This window comes from Stenotrophomonas sp. 78350_Sma, from assembly GCF_056482105.1.
Genome location: NZ_CM151182.1, coordinates 3,282,800 through 3,302,719, shown reverse-complemented (window position 1 = coordinate 3,302,719; position 19,920 = coordinate 3,282,800). Strand labels below are relative to the sequence as shown.

Sequence of the window (19,920 nt, the reverse complement as noted above, 5' to 3'; positions counted from 1 at the left end):
CAGCTCAGCGATCTTTGCCAGGTGCGCGCGGGTGGAGGAGTGGACAACGTCTATGAGCCCGACTCGAACCGAACGCTAACAACCCAGACCTGGGAATGGCCGCAGCTGTCGTTCGCGGACACGTACAACGCAACGGGCGATGTGCCGTACCGCATGCCTGGCTCATCCGGACCCGGCTGAGCTGGCCGCGTTGTACCGGATCTTTGACGACAAGCGGCATCCGTTCTATGAGCACAAACTGGCGGCGTAGGGAGAACCCTGAACTTCAGCGGGTGGTTGCCCGATAGCGCCGGCCGGGCGGTGAGGGCATTCTGACCTTGCCGGATCCGGGGCCGCAGGCAGCTCAACCTAGGGGCGCTTGAGCAGCGCCGCGCCGGCACCGTCTCCAAACGATTCAGGCGGGTCGCCGCCGCGTTCGCAGGATCTGCGACGGCCGGTCGTATCCTTCCGGCCATGCAGTGCTCCCATGACTTCCGCACTGCTCCGATTTCCTCTGGCTGGGTCCAGACCGGCGAGCGCTGGGCGCTCTGGTACAGCGGCCGGGAGACGGCCGGCGTCGAACTCGATGGCGGTCCTGGGGTGCGCCTATGGCTGGAGGGCCACAAGTTTTGGGAAGTGAAGGAAGTGCGCGCGGCCAATGTCCGGCAGGCGAAGCGGTACGCCGAGCGCTGGTGCGCGGCCAGGCTCTATCCCGATCTTCCTTTTCGCGAGGCCGTTGCCCGGCTGACTGACACCGCGCCGATCCAGCCGACACCGCCACTGCCAGGCCTGCCGCCAACCCGCGAGCAGCAGCAACAGGCGCGACGCCTAGCCGAGGCAACAGCAGCCGCCACTGCAAGGGTCAAGAAAGCGCTGGAACTGCGCCGCCCCCCGAAGGAGACCAAGCCTAGGGCGACGGATCCGATGAAACAGTGGGTGAGTGCGGGGCGCAGGCAACTGGACAGATTAGCGCGATTTTGAGGCGCCGGGCGATCAAACCATTCTAGCTAGTGGCGGACCAAGTTGCTTAGTAAAGTGTCAAGTGAACCGGCGGTTGCCGTAACGGAGTCCACCTTTGACGCCATCAGAATTCATTATCACAGTCGTAACTGCGGGTGGTGGTGCCGGCCTTGTTATCTATAAATCCCTCAAGCACTTCGCCTCTAGTTGGCTGGAAGACAAGTTTAAGAGCCGGCTTCAGGAGATGGTCCACGATCAGAATAAGGAGATCGAGCGCCTCAAAAGTGACCTGACAAGAACATTTGATCGGATTGCCAGGCTTCATCAACAAGAGTTTGAAATTCTGCCTCTTGTTTGGGATGAAGTGCACGAGGCGTTTTGGCGGGTCGCATCACTCGTTTCCGCCTTCCAGTCATACCCCGACCTCAACGCGATGACGTCGGCGCATCTAAAGGAATTCGTTGCCCAATGTGAACTTGATGCGTGGCAAAAGGCCGAGCTTCTAGAGGCTGATGATAAGTCGGCCAAATTCCGCTTTTTCGATTATTGGAGGACGGCGAGTCTCGCCCGCAGAGCGCACCTCTCTGCGCTAAACAAGACAAGTCGACACGCGATTTTCCTCCCGGAGTCGCTGAAGAACGAATTCCTTCGGATCTTGTCGAACATCAGCACGGCACTGGTACAGCATGAAATCTACTTCAAGCATCCTGTGCGAGCTAGTTCACAAGATTCCACGGATAAAATCGAATGGATGAGGGACGCTGGTAGGAAGGAGATGAACCAGTTAGAGGCGGTCATTCGGTCCAGGCTTTGGTCAACCCCGATTGAAATGGATGCCGCATAGGCGATCTTGTACCTTTTCCAGCTTGGCGGTCGCTAATGATCCATCAAGTCAAAGATGGACGCCTCCTCTCCACTGCGCCACTCGCCGGTACGTCGATCAATGTGCAAGATCCGAGAGCTTCCGCGTTTGGCTACCAGAACTAGGTCTATCGTGCCATTCCACGACCGCGTCTGCTCCGGCTCGGTTCCCCTGTGGTAGATGGTGATGCGCTCGAATGTGTCGGCTACCAGCTGGCGCGCCTTGGTCCGCGCGTCATAGTCCAGTCCCTTCACGCCTTCCTGCAGGTCGGCCCAAGCCTTGGCCACGGCAGGTGTGGGTGAGCTCGCGACTGCTGCAAGTTCGAGCTCTAGCGCGTCAACTTCGGCTTGTTGCTCGGCAAGCGATGCTTCCAATTCTCTTGCCCGGCGCATGAATGCGGCCGGCGCGTCTCCTGTGTCATCTGCCAGCATGGCATCGGTGATCCGCTCAACCTTCGCGGTAGTGTCAGCTACCCGTGCCCGCGCAATGGCCAATTTGCCAGCCAGCGCCTCAGATCTATCCCCACCCTCGAACAACCGGGCCAGGTTCATCTGGTCCGCGCAGTAGTTCATGATCGCGTGTTCAATAGGTACGACGCTGCAGCTGCCTGCAACGGCGCAGCCCATGCCTTGGGAGTTGCCCACGCATATCAACCGCCGGTGCCCTTGCTGCGGTCCGCCGTCTTCACGGCGTCCGCGATTCATCAGGTTCTGCGCGACCATTGCCGATCCACAATAGCCGCAGTAGGAGATCCTCAGGCCAGTGATCAGGCCGGGAATCTCCCCGGTGCCCTTCTATTTCGCGCGCTGCTCAGTCGCCTGCTGCAGGTCAGCGAACTGTTCCGCGCTCAACAGGGAAGGGTAGTACCCGGCCAGTCGGTACTCTTCGCCGTCGATCTCCAACACCTTCTCGCCGATCTGGGCCCTGTTGTGGAGGATCCGGTAGAGCTGGCCGGCCGGGTTTCCGCCGTTGGTCATCTGCAGGCCCTCTTCAGCAAGGGGACGCATGATCCTGACGGCTCCGTGGCCATCCCTGAACATCCGGATCGCCAGCTTCACAGCCTCGGCACGCTCGGGCACGAGCTGGAACGCCTTGGTCTGCGGGTCCAGTCGGGTCCAGCTTGGATCCTTGCCGTTCCGAAAGACGCCGCGTCAGGTCCCGTCCTGCCACCCTTTGCATTGGCGGTGGATGGCGGCGAGCACGCGCTTGCTCTTGGTGTCCGATTCCTAGTGCGCTCGGATCATCACCAGCAGTCTGTAGACCAGATCCATGGGCTGGGCCTTGAGCCTGGCGCGGTTGTACTCGCGGCCGTCGCTGGAGGTCACCACCGTGATCCCCGCATTGATGATCTGCGCCAACTGAGCCTGGACCTGAATGGGCTCCGCGCGGCTGAGTCGATCGAGACCTTCAACGATCAGGACGGACCCGGCCGGAATGCGGCCCTCAACGATCGCAGCGAGGAATACGCCCAAGGCGCCCTTGGTCACACGTCGCTGGTGGTAGGCCGACAGACCCTCATCCTGCATGGAGAGGGCGGCATCAAGGGCCATTCAGAGCCCGGCCACCAACCCCGGTATACTGGCGCCCTTTCAGGCCCCGGCCCCCAGGAACCCCTGCCATGCCGGCAGGGGCCCAGGCCCCCAGAGTCCCGCGATTCCATGTCCCAGCTGAACCCCAAAGTCGGCTTCGTCAGCCTTGGCTGCCCGAAGGCCCTTGTCGATTCCGAGCGCATCCTCACCCAGCTCCGCTCGGAGGGCTACGACATCGTCCCGTCCTACGACTCGGCCGATGTGGTGGTGGTCAACACCTGTGGCTTCATCGATTCGGCGGTGACCGAGTCGCTGGACGCGATCGGCGAGGCGATGAACCAGAACGGCAAGGTCATCGTCACCGGCTGCCTGGGCAAGCGCCCGGAGCAGATCCGCGAGGCGTACCCGAACGTGCTGGCGGTGTCCGGCCCGCAGGACTACCAGAGCGTGATGGAGGCGGTGCACGAAGCGCTGCCACCCAAGCACGATCCGTTCGTGGACCTGGTGCCCGACTACGGCATCAAGCTGACCCCGCGCCACTACGCCTACTTGAAGATTTCCGAAGGCTGCAACCACAAGTGCAGCTTCTGCATCATTCCGTCCATGCGCGGCAAGCTGGTCTCGCGCCCGGTCGATGAGGTGCTGCGTGAGGCCGAGCGCCTGGTGCGTGGCGGTGTGCGCGAGCTGCTGGTGGTGTCGCAGGACACCTCGGCCTATGGCGTGGACGTGAAGTACGCCGAGAAGATGTGGCGCAACAAGGCCTACCAGACCCGCCTGAAGGCGCTCTGTGAAGGACTGTCCGAGCTGGATGCGTGGGTGCGCATGCACTACGTCTACCCGTATCCGCACGTGGACGAGGTAGTGCCGCTGATGGCCGAGAACCGCATCCTGCCGTACCTGGACATTCCCTTCCAGCACGCGAGCCCGCGCATCCTGCGCCTGATGAAGCGCCCGGGCGCGGTCGAGAAGACCCTGGAGCGCGTGCAGAACTGGCGCCGCATCGCGCCGGACATCACCGTGCGTTCGACCTTCATCGTCGGCTTCCCGGGCGAGACCGAGGCCGAGTTCGAAGAACTGCTGTCGTTCCTGGATGAAGCACAGCTGGATCGCGTCGGTGCGTTCGCCTACTCACCGGTCGAGGGCGCCACCGCCAACGACCTGCCCGACGCTGTGCCGGAAGAAGTGAAGCAGGAGCGCCTGGCCCGTTTCATGGAGAAGCAGGCGCAGATTTCCGCCGCGCGCCTGGAAGCGAAGATCGGTACCGTGCAGCAGTGCCTGGTCGATGCCATCGAAGGTGACATCGCGGTGGCCCGTTCCAAGGCCGATGCGCCGGAGATCGACGGCCTGGTCCACATCCAGAACGCCGATCAGGTGTCGCTGCGCGTGGGCGAGTTCGTCGACGTGGAGATCACCGAGAGCGACGAGCACGACCTGTACGGCGATGCGCTGTCAGCCAACACCCGCCCTGCGTTCGACCTCAAGGTGCTGTGACCGCAGCGACGACCGCCGCTGGCGACGGCGGCGGTTCCCGGCGCTTCGTGCCGCCGCCGCGTGCGGCGGTCGATCTGCAGGTGTTTGAACATCCGCTGTTCGCCGGCTTGCACGACTTCCGTGATCTGCTGGACTGCACGGCATGGCCGCCCATCGCTGCGCTCGATGCACGCCTGGCATTGCCCGGCAAGCGCCTGGTGGAACAGGACGCCGCGTTGCTGGTTGATGGCCTGCACTATGAAACGCGCATCGCCCAGGGGCGCATTGCCACCCGTGCCGGCAACTGGCATGACCTGTTCAATTCGCTGGTGTGGGCATGCCACCCGCAGCTGAAGCGGGCACTCAACGCACAGCAGTGCCTGCATATCGCTGCCATGCCGCCCGGCCAGCGCAATCGCGCACAGGCTGCACTGACGCAGTTCGATGAAACCGGCGTCATCGTGCGCGTGCGCGATGAGGACGTGTTGGCCGCATGGGACGTGCATGATTGGCCGGCGTTGTTCGAGCCTGCGTGCTGGCAGAGTGGTGACATCGCTATCGCTGCGATATTCGGGCACGCGCTGATGGAGCAGGCGCTGCTGCCGGGGCGCCTGCTGGTCGGCAAGTGTGTGGTGGTGCAGGGCGCCGATGACGATGCCTGCATTGCCACGGTGGCTGCGGCCATCGGCGAGGGCAGGGCGGCGACCGATCCACTGCAGCTGCGTCCGCTGCCACTGGCTGGCGTTCCGGGCTGGCACCAGAGGCAGGATGCCGCCTTCTACGCCAACAGCGATTACTTCCGTCCGTTGCGTACCGGGCGGAAGTACCCGTCGCCGCTGCACGTGCTCCTGTAAAGTCGACTGTCAGTCGACTGCACTTCGTTCCGAGGCCGTGAACGCCCGACAGATGGCTCCGGCGAGTCATCGCCGCGATGGGGACAACGGTGTGTTTGCCGTCCGGCCGCGGAGGTTTGTGCCGCGCTTCGCGCGGTAGTCGACGGACAGTCGACGCTACAGCGGTTCGTATTCCACGCTGATCACCGTGAAGGTGAACTGGCCGCCGGGCAGCTCCACTGAAAACTCGTCATCCAGCCGCTTCTTCAGCAGCGCCCGTGCCAGTGGCGAATCGATGCTGATCCAGCCCAGTCCGGCGTCGGTCTCATCCGGTCCGACGATGCGGTAGCGGCTGGCGTCACCGCTGTCCAGGTTCTCCAACTCCACCCACGCACCGAAGAACACTGCCTGCGGATCGGTCGGTGTGGTGTCGACCACGCGCAGCGATTCCAGCCGCTTGGTCAGGTAGCGCACGCGACGGTCGATCTCCCCCAGCTGCTTCTTGCGGTAGGTGTACTCGGCATTCTCGGAGCGGTCGCCCTCCGCAGCAGCGGCGGCCAGTGCCTTTACCACTTCGGGGCGGCGTACACGCCACAGGTCATCCAGTTCAGCTTTCAGCCGGGCGTGGCCGGAAGCGGTGATCAGGGCTGTACTTTTTTCTGCGGGCGGGCGCCAACGGGACATGCGGTAAGACTTCTTTCCAGGGGAACGATTGGGGTCGGAGCCCTTCCATCCGGAAGGAGTCCGACCCCAGCGGCGGCGGATCAGATCAGCGCTTGCCGCCGAAGATGCCACCCAGGATGCCGCGCACGATCTGGTTGCCCAGCTTGGTACCGACGGTGCGCGTGGTCTGCTTGGCCATGGTCTCGATCATGCCCTGGCGGCGCTTGGTGCCGAAGATCGCATCCTTGATCGACTGGCCGAAGCCTCCTTCCTGCGCCTCGTCCTGCTCGCGACTGCGCGCGGCAGGTGCCTCGGCCTTCTCGACCGCCTTCTGCGCGCGCTGGGCCAGCAGTTCGGCGGCCGATTCGCGGTTGATCGCGGTGTCGTAGCGGCTGCCGACCGGGCTTCCGGCACGTACCTGCGCACGCTCGGCGTCGGTGATCGGCCCCATCCGGCAGCGCGGCGGCGCGATCATCGTCTGCTGCACCGGCATCGGCACGCCCTTGTCCTGCAGCGTGGACACCAGCGCCTCGCCGGTGCCGAGCTGGCTCAGCACCTTGGCCACGTCCAGCTTCGGGTTCGGCACGAAGGTCTCGGCAGCGGTCTTTACCGCCTTCTGGTCGCGCGGGGTGAAGGCGCGCAGCGCGTGCTGCACGCGGTTGCCCAGCTGGCCGAGGATGTTGCCCGGCACGTCATCGGGGAACTGCGAGCAGAAGTACACGCCCACGCCCTTGGAGCGGATCAGTCGAACCACCTGCTCGATGCGCTGCACCAGCGACGCGGGCGCGTCGTCAAACAGCAGGTGGGCTTCGTCGAAGATGAAGACCAGCTTCGGCTTGTCCAGGTCGCCCACTTCCGGCAGCTGCTCGAACAGTTCCGACAGCAGCCACAGCAGGAAGGTCGAATACAGCTTGGGCTTGAGCACCAGCTGGTCGGCGGCAAGGATGCCGATCATGCCGCGGCCGTCGTGATTGACCCGCATGATGTCGGCCAATTCCAGTGCCGGTTCGCCGAAGAAATTCTCGCCGCCGTCCTGTGCCAGGCGCAGCACCGAGCGCTGGATCGCGGCGATCGACTGCGCGCTGACCAGGCCGTACTCGGTGGAGATGTCCTTGCGCTCCTCGGCCACCAGGCCGAGCAGGGCACGCAGATCGTCCATGTCCAGCAGCAGCAGGCCACGGTCGTCGGCCAGCTTGAAGACGATGTCGAGCACGCCGGCCTGGGTATCGTTCAATTCGAGGATGCGCGACAGCAGGGTCGGGCCCATCTCGCTGACCGTGGTGCGCACCGGGTGGCCGAGCTTGCCGTACAGATCCCAGAAAATGGTCGGGCTGGCGGCCGGCGCATAGTCCGCCACGCCGATCTCGGCGGCGCGCTGCAGCAGGTTCTCGGCGCCGGTGCCAGGCACGGCCAGGCCGGATACATCGCCCTTCACATCGGCCAGGAACACCGGGACGCCCAGCCGCGAGAAGCCCTCGGCCAGGGTCATCAGGGTCACCGTCTTGCCGGTACCGGTGGCGCCGGCCACCAGGCCGTGGCGGTTGCCGAGTTTCGGCAGCAGGGTGACGGCAATATCGTCGGTAATGCCTTTGCCGAGCAGAATCGGATCCATGGTCCAGCCCTTGTGGTGAATAGCCCAATGTTAACCGCCGGCGGTGACGGGCCGAAGGTCGGCTTGCCCGGACCTTGGCGGCGCCGCTACTCTGCCTGCCTGTTTCGCACACAGTGCCATCAATGCCCGTTCCTGTCCTGATTTCCCGTGGTTGGCCGCTGCTGGCCCTGGCCGGCCTGGTTTCCCTGGCGCCCGACGCCCATGCGCAGCGGGTTTCGGCCCGGGACAAGGTGAAGGTGGATGCGCTGCAGCAGCGCATGACCGCCGCCGAGAAGCGCTACAGCGACGCCCTGTTGCTGGTCGCCAATTCCGACCCGAAGGGCAGCAACGAGGCCGATGCCGCGCTGGAGGACATGGAAGACGTCCTCAATGACTGCGTGAAGCAGAAGGGCTGCCAGATGGGCACCCTGCTGGCCAGCTACAAGCGCCTGCTCAAGCACGACGCCGATGCGGCGGGCAGCGATGAGGTGGCCGACGAGAGTGGTGACCGCCTGGAAGCCGACCCCGACCATATCGGCCCGCTCACCGCCGATGTGCCCGAGGCCGCCCGCGCCGCCGCGCTGCTCAACGACAAGCGGCATGCCTTCGACACCATGGTCGAGTACAACCCGGCCGTGCAGGCCGGCATCCGCCGCTGGCTGACCGACATGCGCCCGGCGCTGCTGACCAGCTACGAGAACTACCAGAACCTGCGCGCGGTGATGTGGCCGGAGTGGGAAAAGCGCGGCCTGCCCGAAGCGCTGCTGTTCGGCATCATGGCCAAGGAATCCAATGGCCGCGTGCATGCCTCCTCGCGCGCCGGCGCGGCGGGCCTGATGCAGTTCATGCCGGCCACCGGCCGCCGCTTCGGCCTGGGCCCGGACGGCACCGGCTTCGATACGCGCTTCGATGCACGCAGTGCCGCCGAGGCCAGCGCCAGCTATCTCAACGAACGCCTGCGCGAATTGAACAACAACGTGGAGATGTCGGTGGCCGCCTACAACGGTGGCGAGGGCCGTGCGGCGCGCGTGTTCAAGCAGAGCGGCGGGCAGAGCTTCTGGACCGACAGCGTCTACAACCAGTTCCCGGGCGAGACCAAGGACTACGTGCCGATGGTGATCGCCGCGGCGTGGATCTTCCTGCACCCGCAGCAGTACGGCGTGGAGTTCCCGAAGATCAGCGCACAGCCGGCCACGCTGCGCCTGGCCAAATCCACCACCATCTACGAGCTGACCATCTGCCTGGGCAGCCACGGCACGCGTGATGGCTACATGCGCGTGCTGCGCAACCTCAACCCGCGTTATGAGGCCGACGGCTGGATCCCGGCCGGCACGCTGATCAACGCGACGACGCGCATCGCCGGCCTGTACCAGCGCAACTGCGTCAGCGGCCCGCGCGCCGATCTGGCCCGTACGCTGATCACGGCCGATCTGAACGCGGCGATCAAGCGCCCGACCGCGGCCAGCTACACCGGCAGTGTGGCCGTGGGGGGCGTGGTGCCGGTGGCCGACGCCGCGGCCTCCACCAGCGTGCCGACCACACCGGTCGCTCCGGTAGCCACGCCGCGCCCGGCGGCACGGCCGAAGCCGGTGCGCAGCCACAAGGTGGGCAAGGGCGAGACCCTGGGCGCCATCGCGGCGAAATTCCAGTGCGACGTGCCCACCCTGGCCCGCGCCAACGGCCTGAAAGCCCCGGCCTACAGCCTGCGCCACGGCCAGACGCTGAAGCTGCAGGGCTGCGACAAGTAATCCCCCACGACCCCTGGAATCCGCATGGACCTCGAAGACACCCGCAACCTGTTCGCCAACCTCCGCGAAAACACCGACTGGGACATCACCGGCCCGTTGCTGTGGGGGTACTTCTTCGTGCACTCCACTGCTGAGCCGTTGCAGGCGCTGGCTGACCATCTGCAGGCGCAGGGCTACACCTTCGTGGAACTGTTCGAGCAGGAGCCGGAAGAAGGCGACGCGCGGTTCCACGTGCTGCATGTGGAGCGCGTGGAGATTCACGACGAAGCCTCGCTGGACCGTCGCAACCAGGAGTTCGCGGCGCTGGCCGCGGAGAAGGGCGTGGAAGACTACGATGGCATGGACGTCGGCCCGGCCCCGTCCCTGCAGTAACGCGCGTACCGGTATGCCGGCCGCTGGCCGGCATTCCGTTGTGGAAAAAGGGGACGGAGGGGATTAAGTCGTTTATGCATAAACGACTTAATCCCCTCCGTCCCCTTTTTGTCAGCGCAGCCTGGCCAACGCCTGGCCCAGCTGCACCGGACTTTCAGCGCCCAGCTGCGCGGCGAAGTCGGCCACGCCCGGCGGCAGCAGCACGATCACGGTCGAACCGTAGTTGAAGCGCGCCATCTCGGCGAAACGCTCCAGCCTGATGCCCTGGCCGCGGTAATCCTTGCGGGTGATGCGGTCACCGTAGGCCGGGATCTCCTCCCCGCTCCATACGGTTTCCACGCCGGACACCAGCAGTGCCCCCACCATCACGCTGACCATCGGGCCGAAGCTGGTATCGAAATGGCAGACCAGGCGCTCGTTGCGCGCGAACAGGCGCGGCACCCCATTCACCGCAGCCGGGCCGACGCTGAACAGGCGGCCAGGCACGTGCACGGTCTCGCGCAGGGTGCCGGTCCACGGCATGTGCACGCGGTGGTAGTCGCGCGGCGACAGGTACACGGTGGCGTAGAGGCCGTCATTGTACGGCTTGGCGTCTTCGTCGCTGCCCAGCAGCTCGGCGGCGGTGAACGACTGGCCCTTGGCCTGGAAGATGCGGCCGGCCTCGATCCTGCCGAGCTGGCTGATGCGGCCGTCGGCCGGCATCACCAGGCTGCGCGGATCGGCATCGGCCACGCGCGCGCCCGGCTTCAGCGCACGGGTGAAGAACTGGTTGAAGGTGGCGTAGCTGCGCGGGTCCGGGTTGGCCGCTTCGTCCAGGTTGACGTTGAACTTGCGGGTGACCGTGTCGATCAGCCAGCGCGACACGCGCGGATCGTCCGAGTACGCCAGCGAACGCGCCATCGAGGACAGCAGGCGGTGGGGCAGGGCGTACGTCAGGGCGGTGGTGAGGCTCATGGGGCGGTTTTCTCGGTCAGCTTCTGCAGGTCGCGGGCAATGGCCGGCGCATTGAACGGGGGGCGCACCAGGCCGGCAAGGCGGCCCTGCGGGTCGAGCACCGCCAGGCTGGCCGAATGCTCGACGGTGTAGTCCTCGGGGTTTTCGTCGAAGTGCTTGCCCGGCACCTTCTGGAACACGAAGCCCAGCGAGGTGGCGAAGCGTTCCAGCGAGGGCACATCAGCGGTGGCAGCCAGGGTGTCCTTGTGGAAGCCGTGCACGTACTCGCCCAGCCGCGTGGCGCTGTCGCGGTCGGGGTCGACCGAGATGAACAGCACCCGCGGGCGCAGCGTGTCAGGCAGGGCTTCCCACTGGTTCTGCGCGCCGGCCAGTTCGGCCAGGGTGGTCGGGCACACGTCCGGGCAGAAGGTGAAGCCCAGGAACACCAGGGTCCAGTGGCCCTTCAGTTCGCCCGGGATCAGGCGGGTGCCGTCGGACTGGGCCAGGTTGAAGTCGGGCAGTTCACGCGGCTGCGGGTACAGCGTGACCGCTTCGGTGGCCGGGGCGTTGGCCGGCGGCTTCGGTGCAAACACCTGCTGGGCGGCCAGCAGGCCCAGGCCCGCCGCCAGGGCGATCAGCAGGATGATGCCGGCGTTGCGATTGAACATGGGTGCCCCCGCGCGAAGTGGGCTCCATCATACCGGCTGCGGCCCGATCGTTTCCGCCGCAACGGATGCCGCCGCGGGCGCCAGCCCCTATAATCGGGGGCCACTTTGCCCGCAGTACCGCCATGACCGCTGAAACGGCCGCCGAACTCCACACGATCATCGATCTGATCCGCTACGGCACCAGCCGTTTCAACGAAGCCGGGCTGACCTTCGGTCACAGCTACGACAATGCGCTGGACGAGGCCACCCAGCTGGTGCTGCACAGCCTGCACCTGCCGCACGACCTCGGCCCGGCGTACGGCCAGGCGCGCCTGCTGCAGGCCGAGAAGCTGCGCGTGCTGGAACTGTTCCAGCGCCGCATCGACGAACGCATCCCGGCCGCCTACCTGACCGGCGAGGCCTGGTTCGCCGGCCTGAGTTTCAAGAGCGACAAGCGCGCCCTGGTGCCGCGCTCGCCGATCGCCGAACTGATTGAATGCGGCTTCGAGCCGTGGCTGGCCGGCCGCGATGTCAGCCGTGCGCTGGACCTGTGCACCGGTTCGGGCTGCATCGCCATCGCCATGGGCCACTACTACCCGAACTGGGAAGTGGATGGCGTCGACCTCAGTGACGACGCACTGTCGCTGGCTGAAGAGAACAAGGAACGCCTGCAGGCGCACAATGTCACCCTGCTCAAGTCGGATCTGTTCAACGGCCTGACCGGCCGCCATTACGACCTGATCGTCACCAATCCGCCGTACGTCACCAACGACGAGACCGATGCCCTGCCGCAGGAATACTCCTACGAGCCGGAAATGGGCCTGCGTGCCGGCGACGACGGCCTGGATCTGGTGCTGAAGATCCTGCGCGACGCCCCGCTGCACCTGAGCGAGGACGGCCTGCTGATCTGCGAAGTGGGTGAATCCGAGCAGCACCTGATCAAGCTGCTGCCGGAAGTCGATTTCGCCTGGATCGAGTTCAAGGTCGGCCAGATGGGCATCTTCGCGGTCGAGTGCCGCGAGCTGATCGCCCACAGCGCGCGCATCACCGAACTGGCGGCGCAGCGCCCGTGAGCTCCAATTCGTTCGGCAAGCTGTTCACCGTCACCACGTTCGGCGAGTCGCACGGGCCGGCCATCGGCTGCGTGATCGATGGCTGCCCTCCGGGGCTGGCGCTGGACGCGGCCGAATTCGCCCACGACCTGCAGCGTCGCGCCACCGGCAAGAGCCGCCACACCTCGGCGCGTCGCGAGGCCGATGAAGTCGAGATCCTGTCCGGCGTATACGAGGGCCTGACCACCGGCACCCCGATCGCGCTGCTGATCCGCAACACCGACCAGCGCAGCAAGGACTACGCCAACATCGGCCAGCAGTTCCGGCCGGGTCATGCCGACTACAGCTACTGGCACAAGTACGGCATCCGTGACCCGCGCGGTGGCGGTCGCTCCTCGGCACGCGAGACCACCATGCGCGTTGCCGCCGGCGTGGTCGCCAAGAAGTGGCTGGCCGAGCGCTTCGGCGTGACCGTGCGTGGCTACCTGTCGCAACTGGGCGATGTCACCCCGGCCGGTTTCGACTGGTCGGCGGTGGAAGACAATCCGTTCTTCTGGCCGCACGCCGCACAGGTGCCCGAGCTGGAGGCGTACATGGATGCGCTGCGCAAGTCCGGTGATTCGGTTGGTGCGCGCGTGGACGTGGTGGCCGACAACGTGCCGCCGGGCTGGGGCGAGCCGATCTACGGCAAGCTCGACGGTGAACTGGCCGCTGCCCTGATGAGCATCAACGCGGTGAAGGGCGTGGAAATCGGTGACGGTTTCGCCAGTGCCGCGCAGAAGGGCACCGAGCACCGTGACCTGCTGACGCCGCAGGGCTTCGCCAGCAACCATGCCGGCGGCATCCTCGGTGGCATCTCCACCGGTCAGCCGGTCGTTGCGTCGATTGCCCTGAAGCCGACTTCCAGCCTGCGCCTGCCGGGCCCATCGCTGGATACGGCCGGCAACGTGGTCGAGGTGGTCACCACCGGCCGCCACGATCCCTGCGTCGGCATCCGCGCCACGCCGATCGCCGAGGCGATGGTGGCGATGGTGCTGATGGACCAGGCGCTGCGCCATCGCGCGCAGTGTGGCGATGTCGGCACGATCACCCCGCGCATTCCCGGGCAGATCGATGGCTGACACGCGGCCGACCGTGTGGGTGAGCCAGCCGCTGATCGACGCGGCCATCGCGCCGTTGCGCGATCGCGTACAGCTGCGCAGCACCGACACCGTCACCGCCTGGACGCCCGCGCAGATCGCCGAACAGCTGGCCAGCGCCGACGGCGCGATCATCACCCTCAACGAGCGCATCGGTGCGGCCCAGGTGGCTGACGCGGCGCAGCTGCAGGTGATCGCCAATGTCGGCGTCGGCTACAACAATCTGGATGTCGACGCGCTCAGTGCGGCCGGCATCCTCGCCAGCAACACGCCGGACGTCCTGACCGAGACCACCGCCGATCTCGGCTTCGCGTTGCTGATGGCCACTGCGCGCCGGATCACCGAGTCCGAGCGCTGGCTGCGCGAAGGCCAGTGGCAGCAGTGGTCGTTCCAGACCATGCTCGGCGCGGATGTCCATGGCAGCACGCTGGGCATCCTCGGCATGGGCCGCATCGGCCAGGGCATCGCCCGCCGCGGTGCACACGGGTTCGGCATGAAGGTGCTGTACCACAACCGTTCGCGGTTGCCGGCCGATACCGAGGCGGCGCTCGGCGCGACCTACGTGGACCTGGACACGCTGCTGGCGCAGTCCGACCACCTGGTCACCGTGCTGCCCTACACGCCGGCCTCGCATCACCTCATCGATGCGGCGGCGCTGGCGAAGATGAAGCCGTCTGCCACCCTGGTGAACATCGCCCGCGGTGGCATCGTCGACGAACTGGCGCTGGCTGACGCGCTGGCCCACGGCCGGCTGGCCGCTGCCGGCCTGGATGTCTACGAGGGCGAGCCGGTGGTGCGTCCGGAGCTGCTGGCGCTGCGCAACGTGGTGCTGACTCCGCACATCGGAAGTGCATCGCTGGCCACGCGCACGGCGATGGTACAGCTGGCCGTCGATAATCTGGTTGCCGGGCTCGGCCTGGATGGCGCACCCTCGTGCATGCCGAGCGCGATCAACACTGACGCGGCCATGGCTGCGCGCGTGACCCTGGGCAAAAAAACCGGGAAACGATAGGGAACCTCCGCGCGCCCCGCTTGAGGAGGTTCCCCGAACCCAGCTGTCGTGCGTGTTTCTTCCCCATTCCCGTTTTCGTGAGAGTTTCCCCCATGAGCAATGCACAGCGCAGTTTCCACGTCGCCGTCGTCGGTGCCACCGGTGCGGTCGGCGAGACCATGTTGTCGATCCTGGCCGAGCGTGATTTCCCGGTCGGCACCCTGAGCGTCCTCGCTTCGGAACGTTCGGCCGGCGGCGAGATCGAGTTCAATGGCCAGAAGGTCAAGGTGCAGGACCTGGCCACCTTTGATCCGACCGGTGTCGAGATCGCACTGTTCTCGGCCGGTGGCAGCGTTTCGAAGGAGTACGCGCCGAAGTTCGCCGCTGCCGGTGCAGTGGTGATCGACAACTCCTCGGCCTTCCGTTACGACGACGACGTGCCGCTGGTGGTGTCCGAGGTCAATCCGGAACAGGTGGCCAACCGTCCGCGCGGCATCATCGCCAACCCGAACTGCTCGACCATGCAGATGCTGGTGGCGCTGGCGCCGCTGCACCGCAGGTACGGCATCGAGCGCATCAACGTCTCCACCTACCAGTCGGTGTCCGGCGGTGGTCGTTCGGCCACCGAAGAGCTGGGCAAGCAGACCGGCCAGCTGCTCAGCTTCCAGGAAATCGATCCGCAGCGCTTCCCGGTGCAGATCGCCTTCAACCTGATCCCGCACATCGATGACTTCCAGGACAACGGTTTCACCAAGGAAGAGATGAAGCTGATCTGGGAGACCCGCAAGATCCTCGGCGATGACAGCATCCTGGTGAACCCGACCGCGGTGCGTGTGCCGGTGTTCTACGGCCATTCCGAGTCGGTGGCGATCGAGACCCGCGACAAGGTCACCGTGGCCGAAGCACGCGCGCTGCTGGAGCAGTCGCCGGGCATCGAAGTGGTGGACCGCCATGAAGCCGGTGGTTATCCGACTCCGGTCACCCATGCCTCGGGCACCGATGCGGTGTATGTCGGCCGTATCCGTGAAGACCTGTCGCACCCGCGCGGCCTGAACCTGTGGATCGTGTCGGACAACGTGCGCAAGGGCGCGGCGTTGAATGCCGTGCAGCTGGCGGAGCTGGTCGCCGCCGAGCAGCGCTGATCACCGCGGTTGCCTGACCGGCAGTGCCGGCCGCTGGCCGGCATTGCCGAAGGTCCCCCATCGGTGGGTGCGGACCCCGGTCCGCACGCTTTATAGTGTCGCCCATGAATAAACGGGCCAGGGGCGCAAAGCGCCCGCTCCTCTATCTTTCCACCGCGCTGCTGGCCCTGGCCAGCAGCTCGGCACTCGCATTGGGCCTGGGGGACATCCGTGTCCTGTCCAAGCCGGGGCAGCCGTTGCTGGCCGAAATCCCGGTGGTGTCGGCCGATCCGTCCGAGCTGGAGAACCTGCGCGTCGCGCTGGCCTCGCCGGTTACCTTCGAACGCGTCGGCCTGCAGCGGCCGACCGGGCTGGTCAGCGAGCTGCAGTTCGAGCTGACCCGCAATGCGCAGGGCAGGGCGGTGGTACGGGTGACCTCGCAGGCGCCAGTCGAGACCCCGTCGCTGAGCTTCCTGATCGAAGCCGACTGGGGCCAGGGCCGTCTGGTGCGCGAGTACTCCGCGCTGGTCGACGCGCCGTCCAGCGCGCTGGCCGTGACCGAGCCCGAGATCGTGGCGCCGGCCGGCACCCTGTCCAATACCATCGCGCGCGAGCCGGCACCTGCACCTGCTGCAGCGCTGCCCGATCCACCGTCACGGGCACCTGCCGCCACAGCTGCGGCGGCACCACCACGGCCGCGTGCGGAACCTGCACCGGTTGCGGCAGCGCCGGCCGACGGCAGCATCACCGTACAGCGCGGTCAGACCCTGTCGCAGATCGCCAGCGCGGTGGCGCGTGGCAACCAGGTCAGCCGCGACCGCGCGATGATCGCCCTGCTGCGCGCCAATCCCGAAGCCTTCATCCGTGGCAACGTCAATCTGCTCAAGCAGGGCGCGGTGCTGCGCATGCCGGGCAGCGATGCGTTTGCCGCTGTCGATGCCGCCGAGGCCGCAGCGCTGGTGCGCGAGCACGCCGCGCAATGGCGGCAGGCGCGTACCGTGCCGCAACCGGCCGGTGCGGTCGCGCCGGCCGCCAAGGCGGCAACCGCGAACGCTTCTTCCCCGGCTGCCGCCAACGGGGCACGACTTGAGATCGCTCCGGCGCTGGCGTCCGACGCCGCGCACGCGGGCACAACCACCGGCACCGCTGCCGGCAGCGAGGGTGACATGCTGGGCAACGAACAACTGCGCCAGGCGCGTGAGGACATCGCCACCCGCGATGCCGAGATCGGTGAACTGAAGCAGCGCGTGGCCGATCTGGAGAAGCTGAAGGAGCAGCAGCAGTCGTTGATCGCGATGAAGGACAACGACCTGGCTGCCGCGCAGCAGCGCCTGGCACAGGCGCCGGGTTCCCGTGATGCAGTGACGCCGTGGTACTGGCTGGGCCTGCCGGTGCTGCTGCTGGCAGCAGCGGCAGCCTGGTTGCTGCGCCGTCGCAAGCCTTCGCCGCTGCCACCGCTGCGCGAAGAGGGTGATGCCGCCGGGCTGGCCGCTGCGGTTCCTGCGGGTGCGGCGCTGGATACGCTGGCCGAGCAGTCTTCGTGGTCGTCGGCGGTGGTCGATGGCGGCCGCCAGGAACCGGCGATGCCAGCCTGGGCGAGCGAGCCCGAGGGCCATGCCGAAGCAGCGGTCGATCCGATCGCCGACCACGCGGTGCAGGCTGACTGGAAGGCTGACATGCTGCGCGACGAAGACGTGGTCGTACTGCCCGAGGCGGTGACCGATCTGCCGCGCTGGGACGAGCCTGCGGCCGAACGCGATGACGTCGTTGTGGCGCCGGTACAGGACGAATCGGCCACACCAGGGACGCCATCTGAGGTGGCGGTGCCGGACTACGCGCTGCATGCCGAACAGCAGCCGCAGTTCCGCGGCGTGTTCGATCTGCCGGACGACGCGCATCAGAACGAGCCCCCGGTTGATGCCAGGCATCATGACGGAATCGACGGTCTCGGCACGTCGCATCCCGAGGAGACCGCGGCGAGCGTGGCTGCGGACAACGGCGATGCTGGCTGGCTGCCGCGTGCCGGCCAGGAGCGCCTCGAGCTTGCCATCGCCTATCTGGACCTGGGCGACGCGCAGACCGCGCGTACCCTGCTGCTGGAGGTCGCCGAAGGCGGCGATCCGCACAGCCAGGCCCAGGCCCGCGAACTGCTGGCCCGCCTGCCGTGACCGAACCTGCCGACAAGGACCCTGCCATGAGCCGCGAGCGCCGCATCGACTACGTTGAATTCGCCTCCAGCGACCCGGCCGCCAGCCGTGCCTTCTTCGAGAAGGTGTTCGGCTGGTCGTTCGTCGACTATGGCAGCGACTACACCGCGTTCGACGATGGCCGCCTGCAAGGGGGCTTCTTCCGCGGCCAGCCCCAGCGGGCCAGCGACAGCGGCGCACCCCTGCTGGTGCTGTATGCCGACCAGCTGGTGCCGGTCGAAGCGGCGGTGCGCAACGCTGGCGGTGAGATCGTGCGGCCGGTGTTTTCCTTCCCCGGCGGCAGCCGCTTCCAGTTCGTCGAGCCCGGTGGCAACGAACTGGCGGTCTGGTCCGAACGCGATCCGGCCTGAGCGCCGCCCCATACGCAAGATCGAGGTAGCACATGCGTTACGCGCTTGGCGTCGAATACGACGGCAGCGATTTCAGGGGTTGGCAGAACCTGGGCGAGGGCGGTCCCAGCGTGCAGGCCAGCCTTGAGCAGGCCCTGTCGTCGGTGGCCGATGCGCCGCTGCAGGTGGTCTGCGCCGGCCGCACCGATGCCGGCGTGCATGGCCAGTGCCAGGTCGTCCATTTCGATACCGACGTGGTGCGCGACCCGCGCGCCTGGATGCTGGGCACCACCACCCGGCTGCCGCGCTCGATCGCGGTGCGCTGGTGCGTGCCGGTGGCCGACGACTTCCACGCCCGCTTCTCGGCACGCGCGCGCCGCTACCGCTACCGCCTGCTCAACCGCGAGGTGCGGCCGGCGCTGGACCGGCAGACCCTCAGCTGGGAGCGCCGGGCGCTGGACGAGACCCTGATGCACGCCGCCGGCCAGGCCCTGATCGGCGAGAACGACTTCAGCGCATTCCGCTCCGTGCAGTGCCAGGCGCTGCATGCGCGGCGTGAGCTGCAATCACTGCAGGTCAGCCGCCAGGGCGAGGTGATTGAAGTGGCCGTGCAGGGCAATGCATTCCTTCATCACATGGTCCGCAATATCGTCGGATCGTTGATCCTGGTGGGCAGCGGCGAAAAACCGGTGGACTGGATCGCCGAACTGCTGGCCGGGCGCGATCGCACCGTAGCCGGTCCCACCGCACCGCCGCAGGGCCTGGTGTTCCTTGGGCCCCTGTACCCCGACAACTGGCATCTGCCCGCCGAGGTCACGCTATGAGCCGCTCCTACTACCGCACGCGCATCAAGTTCTGTGGCATGACCCGTGCCGGCGATGTCCGCCTGGCCGGTGAGCTGGGCGTGGACGCAGTGGGTTTCATCTTTGCCCGCGAGAGCAGCCGCCGGGTTGCTCCTGCAGAAGCACGCGCGATGCGCCAGGCGATTGCGCCGATGGTCGATGTGGTGGCCCTGTTCCGCAACAACAGCAAGGAAGAGGTGCGCGAGGTGCTGCGCACGGTGCGGCCGACCCTGCTGCAGTTCCACGGCGAGGAGGACGAGAGCTTCTGCCGCAGCTTCAACATGCCCTACCTGAAGGCGATTGCCATGGGCGGCCGGGAAGAGGTCAATGCGCGCACGTTGCAGCTGCGTTACCCCAGCGCGGCGGGGTTCCTGTTCGACAGCCACGCCCCCGGTGGCGGTGGTGGTACCGGCGTGGCCTTCGACTGGGGCCGCGTTCCGACCGGGTTGCACCGGCCGTTCCTGCTGGCCGGCGGCCTGAATCCTGAAAACGTCTACGACGCCGTGCTGGCGACGCTGCCGTGGGGCGTGGACGTGTCCAGCGGCATCGAACTGGAGCCGGGCATCAAGGACGGTTACAAGATGCGCACCTTCGTCGAGGAAGTGCGCCGCGCGGACTGCACGGTCCTGGAATGATCGGCGTCGCCATCTGC

The 19,920-nt window shown here is 66.5% G+C and carries 21 protein-coding genes; 14 read left to right on the top strand and 7 right to left on the bottom strand.

Going from position 1 to position 19,920, the window contains the following annotated elements:
* The first annotated feature begins 453 nt into the window (after positions 1 to 453).
* Complete coding sequence (locus tag ACZK4H_RS15395) at positions 454 to 960, top strand: hypothetical protein (protein WP_197577771.1); 507 nt, start codon at positions 454 to 456, stop codon at positions 958 to 960.
* A 94-nt stretch (positions 961 to 1,054) separates the two neighbouring features.
* Complete coding sequence (locus ACZK4H_RS15390) at positions 1,055 to 1,783, top strand: hypothetical protein (protein ID WP_099554948.1); 729 nt, start codon at positions 1,055 to 1,057, stop codon at positions 1,781 to 1,783.
* A gap of 32 nt (positions 1,784 to 1,815) precedes the next feature.
* On the opposite strand, the gene ACZK4H_RS15385 is transcribed toward ACZK4H_RS15390, so the two are convergent.
* The 3 genes from ACZK4H_RS15385 to ACZK4H_RS15375 all read right to left on the bottom strand — a co-directional run bounded on the left by ACZK4H_RS15385 (position 1,816) and on the right by ACZK4H_RS15375 (position 3,351).
* A complete protein-coding gene (locus tag ACZK4H_RS15385) occupies positions 1,816 to 2,523 on the bottom strand; it encodes a hypothetical protein (RefSeq protein WP_239503766.1) in 708 nt (235 codons plus the stop codon).
* Positions 2,524 to 2,595: 72 nt separating this feature from the next.
* Positions 2,596 to 2,880, bottom strand: coding sequence for a recombinase family protein (locus ACZK4H_RS15380; RefSeq protein WP_239503767.1), 285 nt, complete (start codon positions 2,878 to 2,880; stop codon positions 2,596 to 2,598).
* 147 nt (positions 2,881 to 3,027) lie between these two features.
* Positions 3,028 to 3,351, bottom strand: coding sequence for a recombinase family protein (locus tag ACZK4H_RS15375; RefSeq protein WP_239503768.1), 324 nt, complete (start codon positions 3,349 to 3,351; stop codon positions 3,028 to 3,030).
* Positions 3,352 to 3,459: 108 nt separating this feature from the next.
* Here ACZK4H_RS15375 and rimO point away from each other — a divergent pair, with 108 nt between their 5' ends.
* On the top strand, positions 3,460 to 4,821 hold the full coding sequence (gene rimO / locus ACZK4H_RS15370) for a 30S ribosomal protein S12 methylthiotransferase RimO (RefSeq protein WP_099554946.1): 1,362 nt from the start codon (positions 3,460 to 3,462) through the stop codon (positions 4,819 to 4,821).
* Entirely contained in the window at positions 4,818 to 5,654 is an 837-nt protein-coding gene (locus tag ACZK4H_RS15365) for a DUF3025 domain-containing protein (RefSeq protein WP_099554944.1), read from the top strand. Before rimO ends, ACZK4H_RS15365 begins: the two co-directional genes overlap by 4 nt.
* Positions 5,655 to 5,810: 156 nt before the next feature.
* On the opposite strand, the gene greB is transcribed toward ACZK4H_RS15365, so the two are convergent.
* Together greB and ACZK4H_RS15355 are read right to left on the bottom strand one after the other, a co-directional pair.
* Positions 5,811 to 6,317, bottom strand: coding sequence for a transcription elongation factor GreB (greB, locus tag ACZK4H_RS15360; RefSeq protein WP_099554942.1), 507 nt, complete (start codon positions 6,315 to 6,317; stop codon positions 5,811 to 5,813).
* Positions 6,318 to 6,402: 85 nt separating this feature from the next.
* Positions 6,403 to 7,908 carry a helicase HerA-like domain-containing protein gene (locus tag ACZK4H_RS15355; RefSeq protein ID WP_099554939.1) on the bottom strand — a complete coding sequence of 502 codons (1,506 nt, stop codon included), beginning with the start codon at positions 7,906 to 7,908 and terminating at the stop codon, positions 6,403 to 6,405.
* A gap of 122 nt (positions 7,909 to 8,030) precedes the next feature.
* Between ACZK4H_RS15355 and ACZK4H_RS15350 the strand changes: the two genes are divergently transcribed.
* Positions 8,031 to 9,635 (top strand): transglycosylase SLT domain-containing protein, encoded by a 1,605-nt coding sequence (locus ACZK4H_RS15350; protein WP_099554937.1) that lies wholly within the window; start codon positions 8,031 to 8,033, stop codon positions 9,633 to 9,635.
* A gap of 24 nt (positions 9,636 to 9,659) precedes the next feature.
* Entirely contained in the window at positions 9,660 to 10,007 is a 348-nt protein-coding gene (locus tag ACZK4H_RS15345; RefSeq protein ID WP_099554935.1) for a ribonuclease E inhibitor RraB, read from the top strand.
* Between the two features lie 111 nt (positions 10,008 to 10,118).
* Here the strand turns inward: ACZK4H_RS15345 and asd are convergent, their stop codons facing one another.
* The gene (asd, locus tag ACZK4H_RS15340) at positions 10,119 to 10,961 is read right to left on the bottom strand and encodes an archaetidylserine decarboxylase (RefSeq protein WP_099554933.1); all 843 of its coding nucleotides are present in this window, start codon (positions 10,959 to 10,961) and stop codon (positions 10,119 to 10,121) included.
* Positions 10,958 to 11,608: an SCO family protein gene (locus ACZK4H_RS15335; protein WP_049432390.1), complete on the bottom strand. Its 651-nt coding sequence runs from the start codon at positions 11,606 to 11,608 to the stop codon at positions 10,958 to 10,960. The genes asd and ACZK4H_RS15335 overlap by 4 nt, the downstream gene beginning before the upstream one ends.
* Positions 11,609 to 11,730: 122 nt before the next feature.
* Here ACZK4H_RS15335 and prmB point away from each other — a divergent pair, with 122 nt between their 5' ends.
* The 8 genes from prmB (at position 11,731) to ACZK4H_RS15295 (ending at position 19,903) form a co-directional block, all read left to right on the top strand.
* The gene (gene prmB / locus ACZK4H_RS15330; RefSeq protein WP_005410487.1) at positions 11,731 to 12,660 is read left to right on the top strand and encodes a 50S ribosomal protein L3 N(5)-glutamine methyltransferase; all 930 of its coding nucleotides are present in this window, start codon (positions 11,731 to 11,733) and stop codon (positions 12,658 to 12,660) included.
* The gene (aroC, locus tag ACZK4H_RS15325; RefSeq protein ID WP_099554931.1) at positions 12,657 to 13,760 is read left to right on the top strand and encodes a chorismate synthase; all 1,104 of its coding nucleotides are present in this window, start codon (positions 12,657 to 12,659) and stop codon (positions 13,758 to 13,760) included. Before prmB ends, aroC begins: the two co-directional genes overlap by 4 nt.
* Positions 13,753 to 14,790, top strand: coding sequence for a 2-hydroxyacid dehydrogenase (locus ACZK4H_RS15320; RefSeq protein WP_099554929.1), 1,038 nt, complete (start codon positions 13,753 to 13,755; stop codon positions 14,788 to 14,790). The genes aroC and ACZK4H_RS15320 overlap by 8 nt, the downstream gene beginning before the upstream one ends.
* Before the next feature lie 92 nt (positions 14,791 to 14,882).
* The gene (locus tag ACZK4H_RS15315; protein ID WP_099554927.1) at positions 14,883 to 15,911 is read left to right on the top strand and encodes an aspartate-semialdehyde dehydrogenase; all 1,029 of its coding nucleotides are present in this window, start codon (positions 14,883 to 14,885) and stop codon (positions 15,909 to 15,911) included.
* Positions 15,912 to 16,015: 104 nt separating this feature from the next.
* Positions 16,016 to 18,058: a motility hub landmark protein FimV gene (locus ACZK4H_RS15310; RefSeq protein ID WP_099554925.1), complete on the top strand. Its 2,043-nt coding sequence runs from the start codon at positions 16,016 to 16,018 to the stop codon at positions 18,056 to 18,058.
* Positions 18,059 to 18,084: 26 nt separating this feature from the next.
* On the top strand, positions 18,085 to 18,447 hold the full coding sequence (locus ACZK4H_RS15305) for a VOC family protein (protein ID WP_049429540.1): 363 nt from the start codon (positions 18,085 to 18,087) through the stop codon (positions 18,445 to 18,447).
* Positions 18,448 to 18,479: 32 nt separating this feature from the next.
* Positions 18,480 to 19,250 carry a tRNA pseudouridine(38-40) synthase TruA gene (truA, locus tag ACZK4H_RS15300; RefSeq protein WP_049429514.1) on the top strand — a complete coding sequence of 257 codons (771 nt, stop codon included), beginning with the start codon at positions 18,480 to 18,482 and terminating at the stop codon, positions 19,248 to 19,250.
* Positions 19,247 to 19,903 (top strand): phosphoribosylanthranilate isomerase, encoded by a 657-nt coding sequence (locus ACZK4H_RS15295; RefSeq protein WP_019660598.1) that lies wholly within the window; start codon positions 19,247 to 19,249, stop codon positions 19,901 to 19,903. The genes truA and ACZK4H_RS15295 overlap by 4 nt, the downstream gene beginning before the upstream one ends.
* The last annotated feature ends 17 nt before the right edge of the window (positions 19,904 to 19,920 follow it).